26 protein-coding genes and 1 riboswitch are annotated in these 23,727 nt (G+C 61.6%); of the genes, 14 read left to right on the top strand and 12 right to left on the bottom strand.

Translation table 11 applies throughout. The features are described from left to right. Positions 1-3 precede the first annotated feature (3 nt). From CDE01S_RS12675 to CDE01S_RS12645, 6 genes are all read right to left on the bottom strand, one after another. Positions 4-1,206, bottom strand: coding sequence for a cobalt-precorrin-5B (C(1))-methyltransferase (locus CDE01S_RS12675; RefSeq protein ID WP_066708051.1), 1,203 nt, complete (start codon positions 1,204-1,206; stop codon positions 4-6). Positions 1,207-1,219: 13 nt separating this feature from the next. Next, complete coding sequence (locus CDE01S_RS12670; protein WP_066708048.1) at positions 1,220-1,915, bottom strand: precorrin-8X methylmutase; 696 nt, start codon at positions 1,913-1,915, stop codon at positions 1,220-1,222. Further along, the gene (locus CDE01S_RS12665; RefSeq protein ID WP_066708044.1) at positions 1,912-2,829 is read right to left on the bottom strand and encodes a sirohydrochlorin chelatase; all 918 of its coding nucleotides are present in this window, start codon (positions 2,827-2,829) and stop codon (positions 1,912-1,914) included. Before CDE01S_RS12665 ends, CDE01S_RS12670 begins: the two co-directional genes overlap by 4 nt. Beyond that, a complete protein-coding gene (gene cobM / locus CDE01S_RS12660) occupies positions 2,826-3,644 on the bottom strand; it encodes a precorrin-4 C(11)-methyltransferase (RefSeq protein ID WP_066708041.1) in 819 nt (272 codons plus the stop codon). The genes CDE01S_RS12665 and cobM overlap by 4 nt, the downstream gene beginning before the upstream one ends. A 115-nt stretch (positions 3,645-3,759) precedes the next feature. Continuing rightward, positions 3,760-3,963, bottom strand: a riboswitch (cobalamin riboswitch). A 534-nt stretch (positions 3,964-4,497) separates the two neighbouring features. Continuing rightward, the gene (locus CDE01S_RS12650; RefSeq protein WP_169802262.1) at positions 4,498-5,817 is read right to left on the bottom strand and encodes an NCS2 family permease; all 1,320 of its coding nucleotides are present in this window, start codon (positions 5,815-5,817) and stop codon (positions 4,498-4,500) included. Between the two features lies 1 nt (position 5,818). Then, a complete protein-coding gene (locus CDE01S_RS12645) occupies positions 5,819-6,091 on the bottom strand; it encodes a helix-turn-helix domain-containing protein (RefSeq protein ID WP_169802261.1) in 273 nt (90 codons plus the stop codon). A gap of 255 nt (positions 6,092-6,346) precedes the next feature. Between CDE01S_RS12645 and CDE01S_RS12640 the strand changes: the two genes are divergently transcribed. Together CDE01S_RS12640 and queC are read left to right on the top strand one after the other, a co-directional pair. Beyond that, positions 6,347-6,814 (top strand): hypothetical protein, encoded by a 468-nt coding sequence (locus CDE01S_RS12640; protein WP_157077120.1) that lies wholly within the window; start codon positions 6,347-6,349, stop codon positions 6,812-6,814. A 50-nt stretch (positions 6,815-6,864) separates the two neighbouring features. After that, positions 6,865-7,569: a 7-cyano-7-deazaguanine synthase QueC gene (queC, locus tag CDE01S_RS12635; RefSeq protein ID WP_066708028.1), complete on the top strand. Its 705-nt coding sequence runs from the start codon at positions 6,865-6,867 to the stop codon at positions 7,567-7,569. 128 nt (positions 7,570-7,697) lie between these two features. On the opposite strand, the gene CDE01S_RS12630 is transcribed toward queC, so the two are convergent. From CDE01S_RS12630 to CDE01S_RS12620, 3 genes are read right to left on the bottom strand one after another with little or no spacing between them, the layout of a single operon-like run. Further along, the gene (locus tag CDE01S_RS12630) at positions 7,698-9,470 is read right to left on the bottom strand and encodes an ABC transporter ATP-binding protein/permease (RefSeq protein WP_066708025.1); all 1,773 of its coding nucleotides are present in this window, start codon (positions 9,468-9,470) and stop codon (positions 7,698-7,700) included. Between the two features lie 18 nt (positions 9,471-9,488). Further along, the gene (locus CDE01S_RS12625; protein ID WP_066708023.1) at positions 9,489-10,397 is read right to left on the bottom strand and encodes a 5'-nucleotidase; all 909 of its coding nucleotides are present in this window, start codon (positions 10,395-10,397) and stop codon (positions 9,489-9,491) included. Between the two features lie 25 nt (positions 10,398-10,422). After that, on the bottom strand, positions 10,423-10,992 hold the full coding sequence (locus tag CDE01S_RS12620) for a TlpA disulfide reductase family protein (protein WP_084382870.1): 570 nt from the start codon (positions 10,990-10,992) through the stop codon (positions 10,423-10,425). 162 nt (positions 10,993-11,154) lie between these two features. Between CDE01S_RS12620 and CDE01S_RS12615 the strand changes: the two genes are divergently transcribed. Then, the gene (locus tag CDE01S_RS12615; RefSeq protein ID WP_066708020.1) at positions 11,155-11,862 is read left to right on the top strand and encodes a Crp/Fnr family transcriptional regulator; all 708 of its coding nucleotides are present in this window, start codon (positions 11,155-11,157) and stop codon (positions 11,860-11,862) included. A gap of 52 nt (positions 11,863-11,914) precedes the next feature. Here the strand turns inward: CDE01S_RS12615 and CDE01S_RS12610 are convergent, their stop codons facing one another. Continuing rightward, entirely contained in the window at positions 11,915-13,294 is a 1,380-nt protein-coding gene (locus CDE01S_RS12610) for a ribulose-bisphosphate carboxylase (RefSeq protein ID WP_066708018.1), read from the bottom strand. Positions 13,295-13,444: 150 nt separating this feature from the next. Next, positions 13,445-14,356 carry a LysR family transcriptional regulator gene (locus CDE01S_RS12605; RefSeq protein ID WP_066708016.1) on the bottom strand — a complete coding sequence of 304 codons (912 nt, stop codon included), beginning with the start codon at positions 14,354-14,356 and terminating at the stop codon, positions 13,445-13,447. 148 nt (positions 14,357-14,504) lie between these two features. Between CDE01S_RS12605 and CDE01S_RS12600 the strand changes: the two genes are divergently transcribed. The 4 genes from CDE01S_RS12600 to CDE01S_RS12585 all read left to right on the top strand — a co-directional run bounded on the left by CDE01S_RS12600 (position 14,505) and on the right by CDE01S_RS12585 (position 18,189). Then, positions 14,505-15,245: an HAD-IA family hydrolase gene (locus CDE01S_RS12600; RefSeq protein ID WP_066708014.1), complete on the top strand. Its 741-nt coding sequence runs from the start codon at positions 14,505-14,507 to the stop codon at positions 15,243-15,245. A 7-nt stretch (positions 15,246-15,252) separates the two neighbouring features. Beyond that, positions 15,253-16,347, top strand: coding sequence for a class 1 fructose-bisphosphatase (locus CDE01S_RS12595; RefSeq protein ID WP_066708011.1), 1,095 nt, complete (start codon positions 15,253-15,255; stop codon positions 16,345-16,347). A 161-nt stretch (positions 16,348-16,508) separates the two neighbouring features. Continuing rightward, complete coding sequence (locus CDE01S_RS12590) at positions 16,509-17,393, top strand: phosphoribulokinase (protein WP_066708008.1); 885 nt, start codon at positions 16,509-16,511, stop codon at positions 17,391-17,393. A 112-nt stretch (positions 17,394-17,505) separates the two neighbouring features. Continuing rightward, positions 17,506-18,189, top strand: a complete 684-nt coding sequence (locus CDE01S_RS12585) for an HAD-IIIA family hydrolase (RefSeq protein ID WP_066708005.1) — start codon at positions 17,506-17,508, stop codon at positions 18,187-18,189. A 74-nt stretch (positions 18,190-18,263) separates the two neighbouring features. Here the strand turns inward: CDE01S_RS12585 and CDE01S_RS12580 are convergent, their stop codons facing one another. After that, positions 18,264-18,581: a metal-sensitive transcriptional regulator gene (locus tag CDE01S_RS12580; RefSeq protein ID WP_066707997.1), complete on the bottom strand. Its 318-nt coding sequence runs from the start codon at positions 18,579-18,581 to the stop codon at positions 18,264-18,266. A 121-nt stretch (positions 18,582-18,702) separates the two neighbouring features. Between CDE01S_RS12580 and CDE01S_RS12575 the strand changes: the two genes are divergently transcribed. From CDE01S_RS12575 to soxA, 7 genes are all read left to right on the top strand, one after another. Then, complete coding sequence (locus CDE01S_RS12575; RefSeq protein ID WP_066707995.1) at positions 18,703-19,017, top strand: hypothetical protein; 315 nt, start codon at positions 18,703-18,705, stop codon at positions 19,015-19,017. Positions 19,018-19,114: 97 nt separating this feature from the next. Next, positions 19,115-19,447, top strand: coding sequence for an ArsR/SmtB family transcription factor (locus CDE01S_RS12570; RefSeq protein WP_066707993.1), 333 nt, complete (start codon positions 19,115-19,117; stop codon positions 19,445-19,447). Positions 19,448-19,511: 64 nt separating this feature from the next. Further along, positions 19,512-20,876: a sulfite dehydrogenase gene (gene soxC / locus CDE01S_RS12565; RefSeq protein ID WP_066707991.1), complete on the top strand. Its 1,365-nt coding sequence runs from the start codon at positions 19,512-19,514 to the stop codon at positions 20,874-20,876. Next, entirely contained in the window at positions 20,860-21,945 is a 1,086-nt protein-coding gene (locus CDE01S_RS12560) for a c-type cytochrome (RefSeq protein WP_066707989.1), read from the top strand. Before soxC ends, CDE01S_RS12560 begins: the two co-directional genes overlap by 17 nt. 64 nt (positions 21,946-22,009) lie before the next feature. After that, positions 22,010-22,462, top strand: a complete 453-nt coding sequence (gene soxY, locus CDE01S_RS12555; RefSeq protein WP_066707986.1) for a thiosulfate oxidation carrier protein SoxY — start codon at positions 22,010-22,012, stop codon at positions 22,460-22,462. Between the two features lie 48 nt (positions 22,463-22,510). Further along, the gene (soxZ, locus tag CDE01S_RS12550) at positions 22,511-22,822 is read left to right on the top strand and encodes a thiosulfate oxidation carrier complex protein SoxZ (RefSeq protein ID WP_084382868.1); all 312 of its coding nucleotides are present in this window, start codon (positions 22,511-22,513) and stop codon (positions 22,820-22,822) included. An 85-nt stretch (positions 22,823-22,907) separates the two neighbouring features. Next, positions 22,908-23,702, top strand: a complete 795-nt coding sequence (soxA, locus tag CDE01S_RS12545) for a sulfur oxidation c-type cytochrome SoxA (protein WP_066708120.1) — start codon at positions 22,908-22,910, stop codon at positions 23,700-23,702. Positions 23,703-23,727 lie beyond the last annotated feature (25 nt).

Here is a 23,727-nt window from a genome sequence, read left to right as displayed (position 1 = left end):
CGTCTATTCCGTATCAAAGTCGGCGTGGTGGGTGTGCCCGATGCCGGTCCGTCCCGCCGTGGCCGGTTTGGGGCGGGGCAGTGCCGGCGCCGAGACCACATCGGCCACCGGGTGACCCGAGAAATCGCACACCAACACCCGCAACTGGAATGCGCTCCCATAACGCTCAGGCGCAGTCAAAGTGTCGATGGCGCGTTGGGCCAATGCGTGGTGAAACGCATCGCCGAGTCCACGCTCGACCATCAGCTCCGCCCCAAATCGGGCCGTTTCCGCTTGGCTGATGGCGGCGCAGTCCTCTTCGCTGGCCCCGATCTGGCGCGCAATCTCGGCCACCAAATCCGTATCCACCACGTTGCGGTTGGCGTGGGTGATGGTTTCGCCTTGCGCGATCTTGGTGAGCTTGCCCACCATCACCCCCAGCACGACGTGCGTGATGCCCTGGGCTACCACTTCGTCCAGCGCATAGCGCAAGAAGTCCCCCATCTGCACGAAGCAGGCCGCCGGCAGCTCTGGACGCTCCCGGCGCAACGCCGCCATGGCGAAGGTTTCGGTCCGGCCACCCGTGGTCAGCGCCACCACGTCGTGGCCCAGGGTCGCGGCGACTTGGATGCCCTGCACAACGCTGGCCCGCCACGCGGCGGTCGAGTAGGGCTTGACGATGCCTGTGGTACCCAAGATGCTGATGCCGCCCAAAATACCCAGACGGGCATTGGTCGTCTTCTTGGCCATTTCCTGGCCACCCGGAACGCTGATGGTGACCTCCACGCCATGGGCACTCAGGAGGTCGCCAGCCACCTCGCGCAGGTTGTCGGCAATGTTTTGCCGTGGCACGGCATTGATGGCCGGGCCGCCCACGTCCAAGCCCAAACCGGGCATGGTCACGGTACCGACACCGTCACCGGCGCGAAAGGACACTTCTCCGGCTAGCCCAGGCAGCACACGCAGGTCGACGGTCAAATGGGCGCCATCAGTGCAGTCGGGATCGTCGCCAGCGAACTTGATCACCATGGCGTGCGCGGACTGTGCGTTGCAGTGGCCGTCGTGCACCACAAAACGGACCCGGCTGCCGTTGGGTAACAGGCATTCCACTTCAGCCGGGACTGCGCCGTCGACCAGGCCCATCGCGGCTGCCCGTGCGGCCGCGGCGGAACACGCGCCGGTGGTGAAACCGGTACGGGTACCGCGTTGGCTGGGTTTGTCCGTCATAGCTGATGTGCGCTCACGCCAGAGGTGGCGCGTGGGTCGACGCCTTTTGGCGCTCTTCGGCCAAGGCCAGCAACGCGTGCAGTGCCGCCACCACCAAAGTTGAGCCCCCTTTGCGGCCGCGGATGATGATCCATGGAACATCGAAAACGGTGGCCATCAAATCTTTCGATTCCGCTGCGGCGACAAATCCCACGGGCATGCCAACCACCAGGGACGGACGTACCCTTTCCTCGCGGATCAATCGAACCAGTTCGATCAGGGCAGTCGGCGCGTTCCCAATGCCCACAATAGCGCCGTTCAGCAACCCCAGCTGGTGAGCCTTGCGGATGGCTTGCACCGCCCGGGTGGTGTCTTGCGCCCTGGCAGCCTCGATCACATCATCATCGCTGATGAACTGGTGTGTTCGCATCCCGAAATGCGCTAGCCGGGGTTGCGACAGACCCGAGCAGATCATCTCGACATCGGCGACCACCGGCGTGTTGCCGCGCAACATCGCCTGGATGCCAGCCTCTACGGCACCGGGGTGAAAATCCGTCAGACCATTGAATTCGAAATCGGCATTGGCGTGGATCATGCGGCGCACGATCGGCCACTGCTCGGCGCGGTAAGTGTGCGACCCCACTTCGGCGTCGATGATGGAGAAGCTGTCGTGCTCGATCGCCTGTCCCGCCCGGGTGAGCTGCTCGGTGACGGTATTGACGGTGCTCATGCTGCCCGCACCTCCGTGGACGTCTTCAGGATCGCCACAACTTCCCCCGTGGCATGCACATGCCCATGCGTGTGCTCGTGTGAGTGCCCGTGGCCCATGTCGTGGGCGATCTCGCGGTAACTGCACCCATCACACGGCAGCTTGCTGTCCGGGACACCGGCTTGCAGGTCGGAGATACGTTGCTCCAGCAACTCGAAAATCTCTTTTTCAAATCCAAAGTGGTGGGTACATTCAAGCCGGATCTGCGGGTACTGGACGCGCAGGTGCTCCACCTGTCGGTGGATGCGTTCCATCAAAGTTCCCGTGTACAGGTAGTACGGCAACACGACGATTTGCCGCATGCCCCACGTGACCTGCCGCTGAACCACCCGCTCCAGCCGGGGCCAGGTGATACCGGTGAAGGCCAGATCGACCAGCTCGTGATCCCCTTCTTCCTGCAGCCAGCGGGCCATCTTGGCCATCTCGCCATTGGCGCCCCGGTCCGAGGAACCTCGGCCCAGCAGAACCACACCGGTCGTGGTGGGGTCCGGCATATCCAGCCGCCCCATGGCATGGCGCAAGCGCCGCTTGAGGATCGCCAAAATGGGATCGCAAGCCGTGAGGTGGGGGGCCAACACGATGTCGACACCGGGGCAGTGCTGCCGAGCGTGCTCGATAGCCTCCGGGATCTCCATCTTGACGTGCCCCGCCGCATTCAGGATGAGCGGCAATACCAGCACGCGTCGCGACGAGCGCGCGGCCTGGAGCAATCCGTCATGGAGCGACGGAGACGCAAATTCAATGAAACAGACCTCGATCCGCCAACCCGGGCGTCGGGCGCGCCATTGCCCAACGAAATCACGAATCTCTTGGTTACCGGAGTCTTCGCGGGAGCCATGTCCCACGATAAGAATGGTCTCGTGTGCAATGCTCATGCGATCGCCTTTCGAAAACGGTGGGTAAAGGTGGGGTCATACAACTTGGACCTCACCAGATCCGGCCAATCGCTTGCGCCCAGCGTCGGGCTGGCGACGATCATGGCTTGGCTGACGATGCCGGCTTCGCGGCAACGCTGTTTGATGTCGGCCAAGGTGCCGCGCACGATGCGCTCCTGGCCCGGCCAACTGGCTTTGTGCACCACCAACATCGGGGCGTTTTCGGGCCAACCGGCTGCGCGCAGGCCCGTCTCCACCTTGTGCAGCAGCGTGATAGACAGAAAAATGCAAAGCGTGGTGTGGTGTGCCGCCAGCGATGCCAGGTCCTCACCGGGGGGCATGGGCGTGCGCCCCTCGACGCGTGTCAGGATCACGCTTTGCGTCACCTCCGGCAGCGTCATCGATTCGCCCGCCGCCGCCATGGAGGCCATGGCCGACGAGACACCCGGGACCACAGCCCAGCGGATGCCTTCAGCGGTCAACGGCCGCGTCATCTCGATCAAGGCGCCATACAAGCCCGGGTCGCCGGTCTGCAGTCGAACGACGGTTTCGTGATGTTGCGCTTGCTCGACGAGCCAATCTGTCATCTCCTCCAAGGTCATATCCTTGGAGTCGCGGATGATGCAATCGGCGGGTGCATAGAAAGTCGCTGCCTGGTCCACTAAAGATCCAGCAAACAACACGGCACCGGCTTGTTCGAGGAGCTTGCGCCCCTTCACGGTGATCAGCTCGGGGTCACCGGGGCCCGCGCCGACAAACCAAATTTTGCCGAGGATTGGGTGCGGGGCAGACCGCAAGTCATCGATGTGATGCATTCGAATCCTCCCGTCGAATGGTTTCGTGACGACACCATGCGGGGGATTGAAAAGAGGACCTATACCCAACGGCCTGAGCCGAAAAGGCAGCCTGTTTCCCGTCACCCCGGGGAATGGTGCTTGCTCTTTTCGGGCCGGTATTCTGGCTCGCCTTCTTCCTTCTCCGCGCCTTCCCGTGTCTTGCACAGTGGCTTGTGGGCGGAGTCGTCAGGCTTACAGCAGCGGGGGCTGCGCCGGAATAACTGCTTGGCAGTGTCACCGGCTTCCCGTTTAACACCCATCAACTGGTGAGGGGCGCACCCGAAACGCCACCATCCTACCAGATAAATATCTGACGGCGCTATAGTGAAGGCTGTTGAATTCTGCCGAAATCTGATCCACTTGGAACAGTGATTTCCATCCAAAGTTGGCCCGTGTAGGACCTACCCTGCTAGTGATCTGTAACGCTTGAATCGGTAGTACTTCGATCCGACCCGACGAATTACCACCGATTCAAGCGTTACAGATCACTAGCCGTACCGCACTTTGTCGCTGGCCGCGATGACGGTGTTCAAGTCGGCGTCCATCGCCATATGAATGTTCCATCGGAGCGTCAGCTGTCGTCGGTGTGGGCGACGTGCGCCGTACCAGCTCCCAGCAGCAGCTGTTGTTGCATCCAGCTGGGAATGCATGCCGAAGCCCTCCTTCAGGTCTTGGCCGATCGCCACACCGTGTCGGGGATCGACGAGAATTTGTGTCAATCGGTCCAGAACTCGGTCGCCAGCTAAAAAAGAGCTGCCGAAGCAGCTCCTTTTCCACACTTTAGTTGAACGCCTCGGCTGGATGCCGGGCTTCTTTTTCCAGGGTGCCGTTTTTACAAGAACGCAAACTTCAACACGAACATCACCGCAATCACTGTCACCGTCGCAGGCAGTTCCTTCACGCGGCCGGACAGCAGCTTGATGGCGGCGTAGGTGATGAAGCCGAAGGCAATGCCGTGGGCAATGGAGAACGTGAAGGGCATGGTGATGGCCGTGATGGCGGCAGGGGCGGCTTCGGTCAGGTCGTCCCATTCGATTTCGGCCAGGCCACGCAGCATCAGCACGGCCACGTAGCACAGCGCCGGTGCGGTGGCAAAGGCTGGCACGGTGCCGGCCAGTGGGGCGAACACCAGCGCGACAAGGAACAGCACGGCCACGGTGACGGCCGTCAGCCCGGTGCGGCCGCCAGCTGCCGTGCCGGCGGCGGACTCGATGTAGGCCGTGGTGGACGAGGTGCCGAGCGCCGCACCGGCAGCAATGGCGGTGGAGTCGGCCAGCAGTGCTTTTTTCAGGTGCGGCAGCTTGCCATCCTTGTCGAGCAGACCGGCGCGATGGGCCACGCCGATCAGCGTGCCGGATGCGTCGAACAGTTCGACCAGGAAGAAGGTCAGGATGACGGTCAACAAGCCGGCGTTGAGGGCGCCGGCAATGTCCATTTGCAGGAAGGTTGGCGCGACGGAGGGCGGTGCGGCAATGATGCCGTTGAAGGAGGTCAGGCCCATCGCAATGGAGGCCACGGTCACGGCCAGGATGCTGATGATGATGGCGCCTGGTACTTTGCGCCACTCCAATGCCACGATCAACAGGAAGCCAAGTGCCGCCAGCACCGGGGCCGGCTGGTGCAGGTTGCCCAGGGTGAGGAGGGTCGAGGGGTGCGCGACGATCAGGCCGGCATTCTTCAACCCGATGATGGCCAGAAAGAGGCCGATGCCGGCCGAGATGGCGAATTTGAGCGAACGCGGAATGGCGTTGACGATGGCCTCACGGACCTTGAACAGGCTCACCAGAATGAACAGCAAGCCCGAGATGAACACGGCGCCGAGTGCGGCCTGCCAAGTGAAGCCCATGCCCTTGACCACGGCGAACGCGAAGTAGGCATTCAGGCCCATGCCTGGGGCCAATGCGATTGGGTAGTTGGCATACAGGCCCATGATGGCCGAGCCGATGGCAGCGGCCAGGCAGGTGGCCACGAACACGGAGTCTTTCGGCATGCCGGCGGCCGACAGGATATCCGGGTTGACGAAGATGATGTAGGCCATCGTCAAGAAGGTGGTCAATCCGGCCAGCAGTTCGGTCTTGACGGTGGTGCCGTGTGCCGAGAGCTGGAAGTAGCGTTCCAACATGCGGTTCTCCATGGAGGTGGGGCGTTTCATTCTAGGTGGGTGTCTTCTGTGGCTTGGGCTTGCCGGCGCGCAGACGCGAGGCCGGGCCAGTCGTCGTGTGCAGCTCATGCAGCCACTCACTTCGGCCGAGTGCTTGCGCCACGCTGACCAAGGTGCGCAAGGTCGCACCACTGCCATTCTCCAGCCGTTTGAGCGCACCCAAGGCCACGCCGGCCTGGCTTGCCAGTTCGTTTTGCGACTGGTTGCGCACCAGTCGCAAGGCGCGTACTTGCAAACCCAGATCGACCTGTAATTGCTTTGTCATGTCGGCACTCATAACAGTCTGAATTCTGGCTGAAGTTGATGGCTTTGTGTTCAATAGCCCTGAATAAGGCTGTTGATGATGAAGGGATTTGTCAAAAAACAGAAAAAAGGCCTAAATAACCCCCTAAATTTGCCGTTAACACTGATACGTAACCGGATAAAAGCCTCCGCCGTTTGGCGGAAGCGATGAACCAAAATGCAATTACCTACTGTTGAGCGAACTCCAAATCTGCGGCCAGCCGGCGCAGAGATGGCTGTGCCTGCCGCAGCCAAGGTGATACCCGTTGCACCGGTCAATCCCTCCATAGAGGTGCAGGCAACGGCCAGCGTGGTCAATGACATCAATCCGGACGTGTTGGCCAAGGCATCGGCTGAATCGCTGACACGGCCAAGTGCTTCCGATCCATTGCAAGGTGGCTCCAAGGCCGACAACAGCAGCAAAGACTGGACCCAAGCTGCCGCCAAACCGAAAGCGGTGGAAGAAGAGCCCAAGGAGCCGATCTCCAAGATGCTCATCGAACACGTGCAGACGCTGTGGATGATGAGTGCCAAGGCGGTCGAGCTTTGGTATACCGCCCAGCAGGCGAAGAACCAGGACGCCAATCATCTGCAGAACATGGCGCAGACCCGCAATCAGAGTCCGAGTGCGATACCCGGTGTGCTGGCCAAGGAAGTGCTGACTTACTCGCCCAGCAAGGTCAACAAGACCGGAAAAGCGGAGTGAGCTGCCGGGGCTGACGGTCAGGGCAAGGCCGACATGCCCTAACATTGGGTATGCATAAGACCGCCCTCGTTTTGTTTTCTGGTGGACAGGATTCCACCACGTGCCTGGCGCATGCCCTCAAGGCGTATGAACGCGTCGAAACCATTGCCTTCGATTACCGCCAGCGCCACCACATTGAGCTCGAATCACGCATCAAGGTGTTGAGCGAGATCCGCCGCCAGTTTCCGCAATGGGCGGGCAAGCTGGGCGAGGACCACCTGCTCGACCTGGAAGTGCTTGGGCATGTGAGCGAAACCTCGCTGACGCGCGAAACCGCCTTCAAGATGGAGGTCAGTGGCCTGCCCAATACGTTTGTGCCGGGCCGCAACCTGCTGTTCCTGACGCTGGCCGCCGCGGTGGCCTACCGCCGCGGGCTGGAGGTGATCGTCACCGGCGTGTGCGAGACCGATTTTTCCGGCTATCCGGATTGCCGCGACGACACCATGAAGGCGATGCAGCTGGCGCTGTCGCTGGGCATGGACAAACGCTTCCTGATCGAAACACCGCTGATGTGGATCGACAAGGCCGAGACCTGGCGTCTGGCTGAATCGCTGGGCGGTTCCGCGTTGGTGGACTTGATCATCGAGCACACCCACACCTGCTACCTGGGCGACCGCGCGCACCGCCATGCCTGGGGGTATGGCTGCGGCAGTTGCCCGGCCTGCGAACTGCGCGCGCGCGGCTGGGAGCGTTACAAAGCCGAAGTGCCGAATTAGCGCCAGAGCCCTGGCGATAGAAGGCATCAGACCCCGGAACGCCGTGGAACCGGCTTGGCCGGGCCACTGGCGTTGCCCCCTCTTGAGGGGGGTGGCGTAGCAAACGAAGGGAGCGAAGCCTGGGGGAGTTATGTCTGTCTCAGCTGAAACAGCGCCACGTCCTCGTCGATGCGCTTTTCCAGTTGCCAGGTGCGACTGTGGTAGGTCGCCACCGTGTGCCGGTGTGCTATCGAAATGAGAGCGCCTTTCCCTTCTTTGACAAGGTCCAGCAGCCGTTTGTACAAGGCTTTTTCTGCTTCTTCATCCAGCGCGCTGGTGGCTTCGTCGGCGAAGATCCAGGACGGTTTCTTGAGGAATACACGTGCCAGTGCCAGGCGCTGCTGCTCTCCGCCCGAGAGTTTCTGGCCCCAGGCATCCACCACATCAAGCTGGTCCACCAGGTGTGGCAACAGCGCATCACGCAAGGCCTGCTTGAGGGTTTCCTCGTCGTAGCTCTCGGCGGGTTCCGGGTAGGCCAGCGCATCGCGCAGACGTGCATTCGGAAAGTAGGGGTGTTGCGGAATGAACATGCTCGATTCCGGCAGCATCACCTTGCCCGAGGCCAGCGGCCAGATGCCGGCCAGGGCGCGGAACAGGGTGGACTTGCCGCTGCCGGAGGGGCCGCTGAGCAGCACGCTGTCGCCCGGCTGGGCATTCAGCTGCGTATGCGCCAGCAGGCGGCTGCCGGTGGGCAGGTCGAGCGACAGGTCGCTGGCCGTCACGCCTGAACTGTTCGTGGCGCCGGTGCGTTGGAGTTGCAGGTCGGCTTTCTGGTTGGCAACCTGGATGGCCGCCTCGAAATGGGTCAGGCGATCGGTGGTGGCACGCCAGCTGGCCAGACTGTCATAGTTGTCGATGAACCAGGAGAGCGAATCCTGCACGCGGCCGAAAGCAGAAGCGATCTGCATCATGGTGCCGAGCTGGATGGCGCCGCTGAAAAAACGCGGTGCCGCCACGATGAAGGGGAACACGGTCGAGGCCTGGCCGAAGGTGGCGGTGAACATGGTCAGACGCTTTTGCGCGTCGATCAGTTGCAGGTAGTTGGCCAGTACATGGCTGAAGCGCAGGTCAAGCTGTTTCAGCTCGACCTTCTCGCCGCGATCCAGCGCAATGGCTTCGCTGTATTCACGCACGCGGACCAGGTTGTGGCGGAAATCGGCTTCGCGCCGTTGTTGCTGGTAGTTCAGCGAGATCAGGGGGCGTCCGACGTAGTGGGTGATCACGCTGCCGGCAATGCAGTAGAGGATTGCCACCCACAGCATGAAGCCGGGAATGACGAATTCAGTGCCGTTGAACGAAAAGCTGAAAGCACCGCTGAGTGACCAGAGGATGCCGACAAAGCTCAGCAGCGTGACCAGTGCGTTGAGCAGGCCCATGCTCAAGCCGACGGTGCTGGTGGTGAACAGCTTCAGGTCTTCCTGGATGCGCTGGTCCGGGTTGTCGGGCGACTGGTCGGCTGCCAGCGCAGCGTAGCGTGTGAGCTCCAGGTGGTAATAGACCTGGTTGTCCAGCCAGCGTTGCAGATAGTGGCGCGTCATCCAGGCGCGCCAACGCATTTCCAGCTGCTGGGTCAGGTAGAAACGGTAGACCGCGATGACGATGTAGATGAAAGCCAGCACCGTGTAGCGCAGCAGTTGTTCCAGGAAGACCGGGTAGTTCTTATCCTGCAGTGCGTCGTAGAAGAAGCGGTTCCACTCGTTGAACAGCACCAGGGTGTAGACGAAGCCGAGGTTGAGCGCAATGATGGCGGCGAGCAGGCCGCGTGCCTTCCATTTCTCTTCCGACTGGAAGTAGGGCACGGCCAGGGCCCAGGCGTTGCGGATGAAAGCTTTGAAGTCGGCCAGTTTGCTGGTCAGTGACATGATGATCTCTTGGGCGGGTCAGGCGTTGGCGACGCCACTGGCGACGTGGCCTGAAGGCACATGTTGCGACGCAGACTCGATGTGGCCAGTCTGGTCGTCAAAGAAGAAGTCGGGTTCGAACTCGCGCAGGAATTCGCCCTTGGGCAGGCCGCCGAGGAACATGGCTTCATCGATCTCGATGTTCCATTCCATCAGCGTGCGGATGGCGCGCTCGTGTGCCGGTGCGCTGCGCGCGGTGACCAGGGCAGTGCGGATGCGCATGTTGGGCGTGCCTTCCTGTTGCAGCCGGTGCAGCGCGGCCAGCAGGGGCTTGAAGGGGCCGGCCGACAGCGGCTGCAGCGCCTTGTCGCGTTCATGCTTCTGGAAGGCGCTCAGCCCCTGGGCCTGGAATACGCGCTCGGCCTCATCACTGAAGAGCACCGCATCGCCGTCGAAGGCAATCCGAACTTCGTGCGGATGCGCGTCGCTGGCGAGCGCGGATTGCGGGTAGACCTGTGCCGCCGGTACGCCGGCATCGAGTGCGGCGCGCACATCGCTCAGGTGGGTGGAGAGGAACAGGTTGGCGTGCAGCGGCTTGAGGTAGCGCCAGGGGGACTGGCCGCGCGTGAAGCTGCCGCGCTCGATCGGCAGGCCGTAATGCTGGGCCGAGCGAAAGACGCGCATGCCCGAGACCGGGTCGTTGCGCGAGAGGATGACCACTTCCACGCGCTGCGTGCTGGCGTCGTTGAAGGCCAGCAGCTTGCGCACCATGGAAAAAGCCACGCCTGGCTTGGCGGGTTCTTCCAGTTTGTCGAGCTGCAGTTTCATGTAGGCACGGTCCTTGTGGGGACCGTTGCCCTGTTCGAACACCTTGTTCTCTTCCTCGAAGTCGAACAGGGCGCGCGATGAAATGGCGACGACAAGCTTGCCGTCCAGTGAAGCACCCATACAGTCTCCTCTTCGGCGTTTGTTCTTATACCCAGCGTGTCAGAAGTTCCACGTCTTCCGGGAACATCTGTCCCTTTTCAGACTGCAGCAGTTTGCCATCGCGGCCGCGCACCAGGGTGATGGGCAGGCCTTTGGGTTTCGGTAGCACGCGCTGGATGGCCGGTGTCACGAAGCCGGTCGGGAAGGTATAGCCCTTTTTCTGCAGATAAGCCAGTGCCTCCTCGCGCGTGCGGTCGATCGACAGCGTCAGCAGTTGCAGACGGCGAGGGCCTTTGTCGCGCTGGCTGAGCCAGAGTTTCTGTATTTCAGGACTTTGCTGGGCGCAAAACGGGCAGGTGCTGGCCCACCAGTAGATCACCAGCACCTGGCCTTCGGCCTGGTCTGGGCGAAAGACGGTGCCGTCCAGCAGCGGGACCTCGGGCAGAGGCAGCAGGGTGCCCGGTGCTGGCAGAGGGGGCGCTTTGGCTTCCGTGGCCGCACTGGACGGGAGAGAGGCGCCGCCAGCCTGGGCCAGTGCGGTGCCGGCCTGGAACAGGGTGGCCGCAGCTGAGAGTTGTGTGGCGGTGGCGAGCAGGAGTCTGCGCTGAGGATTCATGGCACCGATATTAGCGTTTGCGCGGCAGGCGTGATGGGTTGGAACCGGGAAGCGGGTTTGCCGGAAGGATGATGAGTGGTAAAGACCGAGCGCCGCACGGCGTTGAACGGCTCACTATACACTTGGGGGTATGACGCCAGACGCGTTCCGTTTCGAGCCAACATGATTCCGATCAAGACAGACTCCGCCTGGCGCGGCACCTCGGATTGCCGCAATTGCGGCATCCGTGACATGGTGCTGTTCGCCGACCTCAACGAGCAGGATTTCGGCATGATCCACGCGCCGATCGACGACCTGGAATTCCGTCAGGGGGCGACCCTCTATGCCGAAGGTAACCGCGCCGCCGGCATCTTCACCTTGCGCACCGGCATGATCAAGCTGGTGCGCGTGACGGCCGATGGTCGCCAGCGCATTGTGCGTGTGTTGCGTCCCGGGGATGTCGCCGGCCTGGAGGCACTGGGCGGCTCCCAATACGACAGCGAAGCCGTGGCGCTGACCGACGTTTCAGTGTGCCGCATTCCGCTGGAAGTGATCCATACCCTGGGCGCCAGCAGCCCGCGCCTGCACCTGCGACTGATGCAGAAGTGGCAGCAGGCATTGAAGGATGCGGATGACTGGTTGGCCGATCTCAATTTCGGTACTGCGCGGCAACGGGTTTCGAATTTCATTCTGAAGATGCGCAGCCCGGCCGACGGGCGCACCGTCACGCTGTTTGCGCGTGATGACATGGGGGCCATGCTCGACCTTCAGCTCGAGACTGTGAGCCGCGAAGTCAGCCGTCTGGTACGCGAGGAAGTGATCGAACCCCTGGACAAACTCGGCCGCATCTACCATCTGCGCGAACCCGAGCGGTTGCAGGAAGCGGCCTGACGCGTCGCGGGCTGTCCGCAAACCTTGATGCCAATGAACGTGCCGGGAGGGCTTACTGGCGAATACCGAGCCGTTCACGCCAGCCAGGGTAGAGCTTGTCGGCGTCGCCGGGGAAGGATTCGAAGGCACGCGCGAATTCATGGTGCTCGCGGGCGTAGGCGATCGGATCCGCGCCGCTTTTCCAGCATTCGTAGGCCTGGCGCAGCGAGCGGGCACCGGCCGCAGGCGAGTCCATATGGCCATAGGCGCCGCCACCGGCGGTGTTGAGCACGTTGCCGTGGCCCAGGTTCTCGAAGAAGCCCGGCAGGCGCAGCGCATTCATGCCGCCCGAGATGATGGGCGTGGTGGGCTTCATGCCGTACCACTCCTGATGGTAGGCCGGGCCGGTGTAGCTGTCGCGCTCAATGATGTAGGCGATGGCGCGGTCATCCTTCTCCCCCTCCATCTTGCCGTAGCCCATGGTGCCGACGTGGATGCCCGAAGCACCCTGCAGGCGGCTCATCTTGGCCAGCACATAGGCGGTGTAGCCGCGCTTGGACTGTGGCGAGGTCACGGCACCGTGGCCGGCGCGGTGGTAGTGCAGGTACTGGTTGGCAAAGCAGCGGCGTGCGGTGGTGACCATGCCTGGGCCGCCGACGTAGCCGTCAACCAGGAAGGCGATCTTGTCGGCGTCGGGGCCGAAGGTCTCCAGGATGTACTCTCCGCGCGCGATCATCTCGAAATGGTCATCGGCCGTGATGTTGGCGGAGAAGATCTTGGCTTCACCCGTTTCATCCATGGCGCGCTTCATGGCGTCGTACAGCAAGGGCATGACCTTCTTCATCGGCGCGAAGACCTGGTTGCCTTGCGGCTCGTCGTTCTTGATGAAGTCGCCGCCGAGCCAGAACTCATACGCCGCCTGCGCGAACGGCTCGGGGCGCAAGCCGAGCTTGGGTTTGATGATGGTGCCGGCAATGTAGCCGCCGTCCTTAACCGGGCGACCCAGCAGACGCCACAGGTCGCTGATGTCCTTGGCGGGGCCGTCGAACAGCTCGATGGCGCGCCGCGGAACATGGAAGTCGTACATCTTGGCGTATTCGATGTCGCCCATGCCCTGGTTGTTGCCGATGGCCAGCGTCAGGAAGGACACGATCATCATGCGACCGTCGGTGATGTTGCGGTCGAACAGGTCGAGTGGATAGGCGATGCGCATTTCCTCGCGCGCCTCGTCAATCAGGTAGACCAGCGCATCGACGCCGCGTGTGAAGTCATCGGTGGTGCTGACCTCGACGTTGGTCCCGGTCGATGATTCAGCCGCAAAGTGGGCTGCGGCTTCCAGATAACCGTGGCCCGATTTGGGTTTCATCTTGTAGGCCGCAAGAATGTGCTGGCCACCCTGGATGAGTTCGGCTTCCTTGAGGCTGAGGTCGGCGTAGCGCTTGGACTGGTCCATCTCGGGTTCTCCTGTGCAGCTGTGTTGCCCGCCAGCGGGTGCCATGGCGGGCAGTCCATCGGGTCATGGGGCTGACTATAGAAAGATGGAGGCATAAGTAATATTCATTTTTACGGCCGTAAAAAATCAGAATCTACTTATGCATAAGGCTCAGGCCCAGGAGTCGATCAAGGGACCGCCTTGCTCGATCAGGAATTCCTTGAAGGATCTGGCTGCCGGTGAGAGCTTTTTCTGCGTCAGATGGGTGACGTACCACTTGCCCATGATGGGCATGCCGCCGATGTCCACCAGTGCAATATGGCCGCCGGCCAGTTCGTGACGCACAGTACGCAGCGACAGGAAACTCAGGCCCATCCCGGCCATCACCGCCTGCTTGATAGTCTCGTTGCTGGGCATTTCCATCACGACCTTGAGCGGCAGGTCATGCTGGGCAAAGAGCCGCTCCATGGCAGCACGCGTGCCCGAGCCTTGCTCGCGCACCACGAATCCATAGTCCTTGATGGTGTCGATGGAGAGCCGCTTGCGGCGCGCCAGCGGATGGTCGGGGGCGCAGACGATGCCCAGCGGGTTGGTGGCAAAGGGGGTGGCTTCACAATCGAGCGTGTTGGGCGCACGGCCCATGATGACCAGGTCGATTTCACTGCGCGACAGCATGCCCAGGATGTTTTCCCGGTTGTCGATGCGCAGTTTGACCTCGATGCCCGGCAGCAACTGGGCGAAACGCACCAGCAGCATGGGCACGAAGTACTTGGCGGTGCTGACCACGGCCAGGTCGATGCGGCCTTTTTTCATGCCAACATGCTCGGCCATGCTGGCTTCCAGGTCCTTGAGCCGCGAGACAGCCGCAATGGCATGCGACAGGAATTCGTGGCCGGCGTGGGTGAGCTGGATGTTGCGTCCGACGGGCTCGATCAACGACAGGCCGAAAGCCTCCTCCAATTGGCGAATCTGCATCGAGACGGCCGGCTGTGTGACAAACAGGCGTTCGGCGGCCTTGGAGACCGATTTTTCGCGTGCCACCTCGATAAAGGTCTGCAATTGCTTGAGGGTGTAATTGCGCATGAGGTTGGTCGAATCAGATAAGACTGATGATTAATTTAACAAATGTGATTTGAGATTATGTATCAAGGGGAATACATTGAACTGGCCATCATGCATCTGTCGGATGGATGGTGATGCTCTCAGTACATTCCCTTGTGAGGAGTCGCTTATGTTGCGCGCCCTGATTTTTGATGTGGATGGCACCCTTGCCGATACGGAGAGCGCCCACTGTGCGGCGTTCAACCATGCCTTTGCAGAGCTGGGGCTGGGCTGGCATTGGGATGAGGCGCTCTACACCGAGCTGCTCGAGATCTCCGGTGGGAAAGAGCGCATCCTGCACTACTGGAAGCAGGTCAATCCGGGCGTCAAGGCGCTCCGTGGCGAAGCGGTGCAAGAGACGATTGCCCGCATCCATGAACTCAAGACCGCCCACTACGAGGCGGCCATTGCCAGCGGGGAAGTGGCCTTGCGCCCCGGCGTGCTGGCGTTGATCGACGAAGCGCTGGAGCAGGGTCTGCAACTGGCGATTGCCACCACCACCTCGCCGGTCAATATTTCGGCTCTGCTGCGCCAGGCCATGGGGCCGGCCTGGCGCCACAACTTCTCGGCCATTGGCGATGCGTCAAGTGCACCCATCAAGAAGCCGCATCCGCAGGTCTATCTGCAGATGCTGGAAGCGCTGAAGCTCGATGCCAGTGATTGCCTGGCCTTCGAGGATTCGGGCAACGGCTTGAAGGCGGCCACACTGGCTGGCCTGGCCACTGTCATCACACCCACCCAGTACACGCAGCACCATGATTTCAGCCGTGCGCTGCACGTGCTGCCGGACCTGGGCGAGACCCGGTTTGCCGATCTGGCCTTGTGGCACACCGCCCACTGGGCCGGCGAGCGGCTGCTGAGCGTGGAGTAAGCAGAGCATGCCCCTGTCCAAACGCGCCACCCTGACGCAATTCCTGATCGAGGAACGTCGCCGCTTTCCTGATGCCCGCGGCGATTTCAATGCGCTGATCCTCGACGTGGCCATGGCCTGCAAGGCGATTGCGCGCGCCGTCTCGTTTGGCGCCTTGGGGGGCATGCTGGGCGAGCACGACGAGGCGTTTGGCAGTGCCGTGCATGTGCAGGGTGAGATGCAGAAGAAACTCGATGTGCACAGCAACGAAGTGTTCATCCGCCTGAACGAACTCGGTGGTTATCTGGCGGGCATGGCCTCCGAAGAACTGGCGCTGCCGTATCAGATTCCGACACCAAACCCGCGTGGCAAGTACCTGCTGGTGTTCGATCCGCTCGATGGCTCCGGCAACATCGATGTCAATGTGTCGGTCGGCAGCATTTTCTCGATCCTGCGGGCGCCGCAGGCGGTGGTGGCTTCAGGCCGCGATGTGACCGAGGCCGACTTCCTGCAGCCGGGTACCCAGCAGGTGGCGGCCGGCTATGCGCTTTACGGTCCGACCACCATGCTGGTGCTGACCGTGGGCAATGGCGTCAACGGCTTCACGCTCGACCCGAACCTGGGCGAGTTCATGCTGACCCACCCCAAAATGCAGATCCCGGCCGACACGCAGGAATTTGCCATCAACGCTTCCAACAGCCGCTTCTGGGAACCACCCATCAAGCGCTATGTAGACGAATGCCTGGCCGGTCGGACCGGTCCCCGGGGTAAGGACTTCAACATGCGCTGGATCGCGTCCATGGTCGCCGAGGCGCACCGCATCCTCATGCGCGGCGGCGTCTTCATGTACCCGCGCGATACCAAGGATCCGGCCAAACCCGGGCGTCTGCGCCTGCTGTACGAGGCCAATCCGGTGGGGTTCATCATGGAGCAGGCCGGCGGCCGCGCCAGCACCGGGCGCCAGGCGATGCTGGCGGTGCAACCCACATCGCTGCACCAACGCATCGGCCTGGTGTTTGGTTCCAAGAACGAGGTCGAGCGCATCGAGCGTTACCACACCGAGCCGGTCAAGAGGGAGTTTGATAATCCCCTGTTTGCTGAACGCGGGCTGTTCAGGGTATGAGAGAAAGTCCCCCTGAGTGCCCTGCGGGCCCTTCCCCCTCGAGGGGGACGACACCAGCGGCCCGGCGGAGCCGGCTCCGCGGTGTCCTGCGACGCGGGGCTGGCGTACCAGCGTTGCGCTGCATACAGCAATCAAAGAATTTTTAGTTTCAGGAGACCTTCGTGTCTGAACGCCACCCCATCATCGCCATCACCGGTTCGTCCGGTGCCGGCACGTCCACGGTAACGCGTACCTTCGCCAATATCTTCCGTCGCGAAGGCGTCAAGGCCGCCATCGTCGAGGGCGACAGCTTTCACCGCTACAACCGCCAGGAAATGAAGCGCAAGGCGGCCGAGGCCGAGCAGGCCGGCAACAAGCACTTCAGCCATTTTGGCGCAGACAACAACCTGTTCGGCGAGCTGGAAACCCTGTTTCGCACGTATGCCCAATCGGGCCAGGGGCGGGCGCGCAAGTACCTGCACAACGACGAGGAAGCGGCGCCTTACCAGCAGGCTCCCGGTACGTTCACCGCCTGGGAGGACCTGCCGCCCGACACCGACATGCTGTTCTACGAGGGCCTGCATGGTGCCCTGGTCACGCCGGAGCACAACATTGCGCAGCATCCGGATTTGCTGGTTGGCGTGGTGCCGGTGATCAACCTGGAGTGGATCCAGAAGCTCTGGCGCGACCAGCACCAGCGCGGCTACAGCACCGAGGCCGTGACCGACACCATCCTGCGCCGCATGCCTGACTACGTGAACTACATCGTGCCGCAGTTTGCCCACACCCATGTGAATTTCCAGCGTGTGCCGATGGTGGACACCTCCAACCCCTTCATCGCGCGCGACATCCCGTCGGCCGACGAGAGCATGGTGGTGATCCGTTTCGCCAGCCCGAAAGGCATCGACTTCCAGTACCTGCTGAACATGATTCACGACAGCTTCATGTCGCGTGCCAACACCATCGTCGTGCCAGGCGGCAAGATGGAACTGGCCATGCAGTTGATTTTCACGCCCTTCGTCTGGCGCATGATGGAGCGGCGCAAGCGGGCTCTGGGCGTGGGGTGAGGCGGGCTTTTTCAGCGCCGTCGGCGCGCTGCATCGGCGGAGTGCTTCGAGGCTGCTTGCCACAGCCGTGTAACCTTGCCGGTCTGGTCCTGTTTTCTTTTGTATTGAATCCATGAGTACGCTCCCCTCTCGAGCCTTCGATCTGGTCATGTTCGACCTCGATGGCACGCTGATCGAAACCGCCGCTGAGATTGCTGATGCGGTCAATGACACACTGAAGCATTTCGGCTATTCCGAAGTGGCGCAAGACAGCGTCGACCGCTGGATTGGTCTCGGGACGCGCGAGTTGCTGATCCAGGCGCTGGCTTTTGTGCAGCAGATGACGGTCGAGGCCGTGCGTGCCAGCGACACCTTGCCCCACGTGATGGCGGAATTTGCGGTTCACTACGAGCGGCGCTGCGGCGCGCGCAGCCAGCTCTACCCGCAGGTGCGCGAAACGCTGCAGCAGCTGCGGCAGCAGGGTGTGCGCCTGGCCGTGGTGACCAACAAGGAAGCGCGGTATACCCAACGCGTACTGGCCGCACACGCGTTGCAGCCCTTGTTCGATCAGGTCGTCAGCGGCGACAGCCTGCCGACCAAGAAGCCCGATCCGGCCGGAATCCTCAGCTGCCTGGCGCAGTTCCAGGTGGCGGCCGAGCGGGCCTTGTTCGTGGGGGATTCGTCGATCGATGTGGCCGCTGCGCGCAATGCGGGCGTGCCGGTCTGGGTCTTGCCCTATGGCTACAACATGGGGCAGCCGATTGAGGCCTGTGGTCCTGACCGCGTTATCGCTGACTTTTCAATGCTATTGAAATAATAGCTGTTGGCGCAACAACGGCGAGAAGAAAGCCCGATTTGATGTCAGTCCGTCAGTGTGGATGCGACCGCTGCTCAGCCGAATTTTTCGAGCAGCTTGGTCGAGCGTTCGACCTCGACAATGGCTTCGGCATCGTTCTCGGCATCGGAGATCGCCTCGATGACGGAGCAGGCCATCATCCGGTAGAAGGCCTTGTCCATCGCCTTGCGTGCAGCTGACATCTGCAGGGCTACATCCTCGCAGGAGCGGCCAGCCTGGATCATCTCGACCAGGCCGCGCACCTGGCCTTCGATGCGGCGTAGTCGGTTGACCACGTCTTTCTGGTGGTCGGCGCGGTAAAGTGAAGCCGGTGTTTGCGAGACACCGCTGTTGTCTGTGCTCTTGCTTGCCATGGGGATAGCGACTTCAGGGTTGATCTGGCTGAAGTGTGCCAGATTGTTCTCTGGTGGCCCAGCGTGGGCAGAGGGTTTCCATGTGTTGCGCTGTTGTTCGGCATTGGCTAACCTCAAAAACATGCGAAAACTGGTTTTATTCCTCATGGTGGTGGTCACTTCCGCGAGCGGCGGAACGCCCGACCTGTTTCACGGGGCGGATTTGAAGCTGGGGGAAAAGCTCATCGCGGAAAACAAGTGCGCCGCTTGTCACCAGCAGAAAGTGGGTGGTGACGGGAGCGCCATCTACCGACCGGCTGGCCGTATCAATTCTGCCGGTTCCTTGCGCAGCATGGTGGAACGATGCAATACCGAACTCAATCTGGCGTTGTTTCCTGAGGAAGTGTCCGCCATGGCTGCGGTACTGAATCGGGATCACTACCATTTCACAAAGTAAAACCAACCGATCAAAAAAGTCGGGATAGGTATAAACCCTTGGTTATGCATTGCGTTTAGCCTTTATATTCGTACATGTGAATATTATGATTTAGCAAATGAAAGGCGATATTCCCCAGGAAGCGTCGATGTCGGACTTTGACGGTGCGGCCGAGCTGTTTGGGGTTCTTTCAACGCCGATCCGGCTGCGCATCATCGGTGCGTTGTGTGATGGCGAGAAGAACGTCTCTCAATTGCTCCATGACATCGCGGTGTCTCAGCCCAATATGTCGCAGCACTTGAACGTGCTGTACCGGGCAGGTGTCGTCGCCAGGCGACGCCATGGGGTGCAGGTGTATTACCGCATCGGCGACGAGTCGGTGGTGCGGGTGTGCAAGGCGGTCTGTTCGCAGATTGGCCTTGATCAGACAGTGGGTCACGAGAAGCCGTGAAACCGGTGCGTGATCCGGGCAGAAGAGATGAGCGATGGATAGCAACTCATTGAAGGAGTGTGTGATGCAAGAAGATGTGAGCTCGGGCAGGATCCGAAAGGCGCCCGAGAATTTTTTGGACAAGGACGGGATCAAGACCGTCTTTGCGCAAGCCAAGCATGGCCGCCGTGATTTCATCCGCAACGCCTTTGCTGCTGCGGCAGCCGGCGCTGCAGTGCCTGCCGCCCTGGCGCAGGGCAATCCGGTGCCGACCGAAGGTGGCGACCCCAACATCCTGAACCTGCCCGAGCACAGCAAGGGTCTGGGACAGGGCGTGGCGGCAGATGGCGGTTATGGCAAACCCTCCAAGTTCGAAGCCAATGTGCAGCGCCGCCAGAGCCCGGGTCTGACCCAGACCACGCAGGCTTCGGTGTCGTTTGCGCCGCTGCAGTCGCTGTTCGGCATCATCACACCCAGCGGCCTGCATTTCGAGCGTCACCACCAGGGCTGGTGGGACATTGATCCCTCCAAACACCGTCTGATGATCAACGGCATGGTCAAGTCCAACAAGGTCTTCACCATGGACGAGATCATGCGTCTGCCATCCGTCTCGCGCATCCACTTCATCGAGTGTGGCGCCAACACGGCGGTGGAATGGGGCAATGTGGCGGTGCCGACCGTGCAGTACACGCACGGCATGGTGTCGTGCAGCGAGTTCACCGGCGTGCCGCTGATCACGCTGCTGGAGCTGGCCGGTGCGGATCTGAAGAACGGCAAGTTCGTGCTGGCCGAGGGCGCTGACGGATCGTCCATGACCCGCACCATCCCGATGGAACTGATCAAGTCGGGCGAAGTGTTCGTGGCCTATGGCCAGAACGGCGAGATGCTGCGCCCCGAGCAGGGCTACCCGCTGCGTCTGATCGTGCCGGGCGTGCAAGGTGTGAGCTGGGTCAAGTACCTGCGCCGCATCGAGGTGGGCGACATGCCCTACGCCGCCAAGGACGAGGCCGTCCATTATGTGGACCTGCAGCCCAGCGGCCTGCACCGCCAGTACACCAGCATCCAGGAGTGCAAGAGCGTGGTGACCACGCCGTCCGGCGGGCAGGTGCTGCTGGACAAGGGCTTCTACAACATCACCGGCCTGGCCTGGTCGGGCCGCGGCAAGGTCAAGCGCGTCGACGTGTCCGTCGACGGAGGCCGCAACTGGCGTACCGCACGGCTGGAAGGCCCGGTGCAGAACAAGGCGCTGACGCGTTTCAACCTGGACTGGGTCTGGGATGGCAAGCCGGCCATCATCCAGAGCCGTGCCATGGATGACACGGGCTATGTGCAGCCCACCTACAAGCAATTGCGCGCAGTTCGCGGCACGCGCTCGATCTATCACAACAATGCCATCCAGTCCTGGCTGGTGCAGGAAAGCGGTGAGGTGAAAAATGTTCAGGTTTCGTAAAGCAGTGCTGGCCGCTGCCTTGCTCGCCGTTGCTGGCCTGGCAGGCGCACAGGGCGCCAGCAAGTACCCGGGTGTCGGCCGCGATGCCACGCCGAAGGAAGTGGCCGCATGGGATATCGACGTGCGTCCCGACTTCAAGGGCCTGCCGGCAGGTTCCGGCAGTGTCGCCAAGGGCCAGGATGTGTGGGAAGGCAAGTGCGCCCATTGCCACGGCATCTTTGGCGAATCGGGCGAAGTGTTCAGCCCGCTGGTCGGCGGCATCACGGCCGAGGACATCAAGACCGGCCGCGTGGCCAAGCTGACCGACACGTCCTTCCCGGGACGCACCACACTGATGAAGGTGCCCACCGTTTCCACGCTGTGGGACTACATCAACCGCGCCATGCCCTGGACGGCGCCCAAGTCGCTGAGCACGGAAGAGGTGTATGCGGTGACGGCCTTCCTCTTGAACCTCGGCGGCATCGTGCCGGACGACTTCGTGCTGTCCGACAAGAACATTGCCGAAGTCCAGAAGCGCATGCCGAATCGCAATGGCATGACGACCAACCACGCCATGTGGCCGGGTAAGGAATTCGGCAAGGGCGCCAAGCCGGATACCAAGAACGTGGCTTGCATGAAAGACTGCGTGCCGGAAGCCAAGGTGGCCTCGTTCCTGCCTGACTATGCACGCAATGCCCACGGCAATCTGGCGGAGCAGAACCGCATGGTCGGTGCCCAGCACGGCGTGGATACGACACGTCCGGAAGGCAAGCCCGGCGCTGCTGCACCTGCTGCCCCGGCCAAACCTGTTGTCAAGGCCGATGCGGCCGGTGCCGACAACAAGGCGGCCCAGGCACTGCTGCAGAAGAACAGCTGCACCGCCTGCCATGCCATGAACAGCAAGCTGGTCGGCCCGAGTTTCCAGGACATTGCCAAGAAGCACGCCGGCAAGGCAGACTACCTGGCCGGCAAGATCAAGTCGGGTGGTTCCGGCGTCTGGGGGCCGATCCCCATGCCGCCCCAGACCTTGAGCGAAGCCGAGGCAAAGACCATCGCCGCATGGTTGGCATCCGGTGCTGCGGGAAAATAAGCATTAGTACCCATATCAACAGATACGTTTTTTCATTAGCATGGACTTAACCAAGGAGATTCGCATGCAAACTCGTCGCGAGACACTCAAGCAAAGCGCCGTCGTGGCGGGCCTGTTGGCCGGCACCGGTCTGTTCCCCCAGCACGCACTGGCTTACGAAAAAGTGGCTTTTGAAGCCAAGTCCCTGGCTGACGTGGCCAAGGCACTGGGCGCAGCCGCCCCGGTGGAAAGCAAGGACGTGACCGTGGGTGGTCCGGACATCGCTGAAAACGGTGCCGTGGTCCCGCTGACAGCCAGCACCACGCTGGCTGCCAAGAAGGTCCTGATTCTGGTCGAGAAGAACCCGTCTGCCCTGGTGGCCATGTTCAACGTGACCGACAGCGTGGAAGCCAGCTTTGCCACGCGCGCCAAGATGGGCCAGTCCTCTGACGTGTATGCCGTGGCCATCATGGCCGACGGCAAGGCCTTCTATGCCAAGAAGGAAGTCAAGGTCACGCTCGGCGGCTGTGGCGGTTAATCCGGCAGCAACCCTTCCCAAGATTCAGTAAAGATTTAGGAGTTAAAAATGGCAGATCCGATGCGCATTCGCGCCCAAGCTTCTGGCGACAAGGCCACTGTTCGCGTTCTCATGAGCCACGAAATGGAATCCGGCCAACGCAAGGATTCGGCTGGCAAGATCGTTCCGGCCTGGTACATCCAGGACGTGACAGCTTCCCTCAATGGCAAGGTCGTGATGACCGCCGAATGGGGTCCCGCCGTATCGAAGAACCCGTTCCTGCAGTTCGTGGTCAAGGGCGCCAAGGCCGGTGACAAGATCAGCGTGAACTGGAAAGACAACAAGGGCGACAGCCGTACCGACGAAGCCACGGTGTCCTGATCGCAGGTTGTTTCGTGAAAGATGGAGGAGGGGTGGCCCTTCTCCATTCTCTGTTTCTTCCCAATAACTAGTCGAGGTGACAATGATGAAACGTTTGGCTCTGGCCATTGGAACCGTCGTCGTGGCGTGTAGCGCAATGGCGCAAAAATCCGCCTCCGACGGTATTGCCGAATACCGCGCCATGCTGCAAGACGGCAATCCGGCCGAGTTGTTTGAGGCCAAGGGGGAAGACCTCTGGAGGCAAAAACGCGGCCCCAAAAACGCTTCATTGGAACAATGCGACCTCGGCAAGGGCCCGGGCGTGGTCAAGGGCGCGTTTGTCGAATTGCCGCGCTACTTTGCCGACACCAACAAGGTGCAGGACCTGGAGTCTCGCCTGCTGACCTGCATGGAAACCCTGCAGGGGTTCAACGCTGCCGACATCGCCAAGACGCCGTACGGCAAGGGCGAGCAGAACAACGTGACCGCGCTGGCCACCTGGATTGCCGCCGAATCGCGCGGCATGAAGTTCAACCTTCCCAACAGTCACGTGGCAGAAAAGACCATGTATGAAGTGGGCAAGCGTCTGTTCTTCATGCGCGGTGGTTCGCACGACTTTGCCTGTGCCACCTGCCACGGCGAAGACGGCAAGCGCATTCGCCTGCAGGACCTGCCCAACCTGACCAAGAACCCGGGTGACGGCGCCGGCTTTGCCGCCTGGCCTGCCTACCGCGTTTCCAACGGCCAGATGTGGAGCATGCAATTGCGTCTGAACGACTGCTACCGCCAGCAGCGTTTCCCCTACCCGCTGTTCGGCAGTGATGCCACCATCGCCTTGGGCACCTACATGGGCGTCAACGCCAAGGGCGCTGAATCGATCGCCCCGGCCATCAAGCGTTAAGGAGCTCGCGACATGAAAAAACAGA

The organism is Curvibacter delicatus NBRC 14919, from assembly GCF_001592265.1.
GTDB lineage: Bacteria > Pseudomonadota > Gammaproteobacteria > Burkholderiales > Burkholderiaceae_C > Hylemonella > Hylemonella delicata.
The sequence above is the reverse complement of the archived record's forward strand: the minus strand, read 5'-3'. Positions and strand labels throughout refer to the sequence as shown.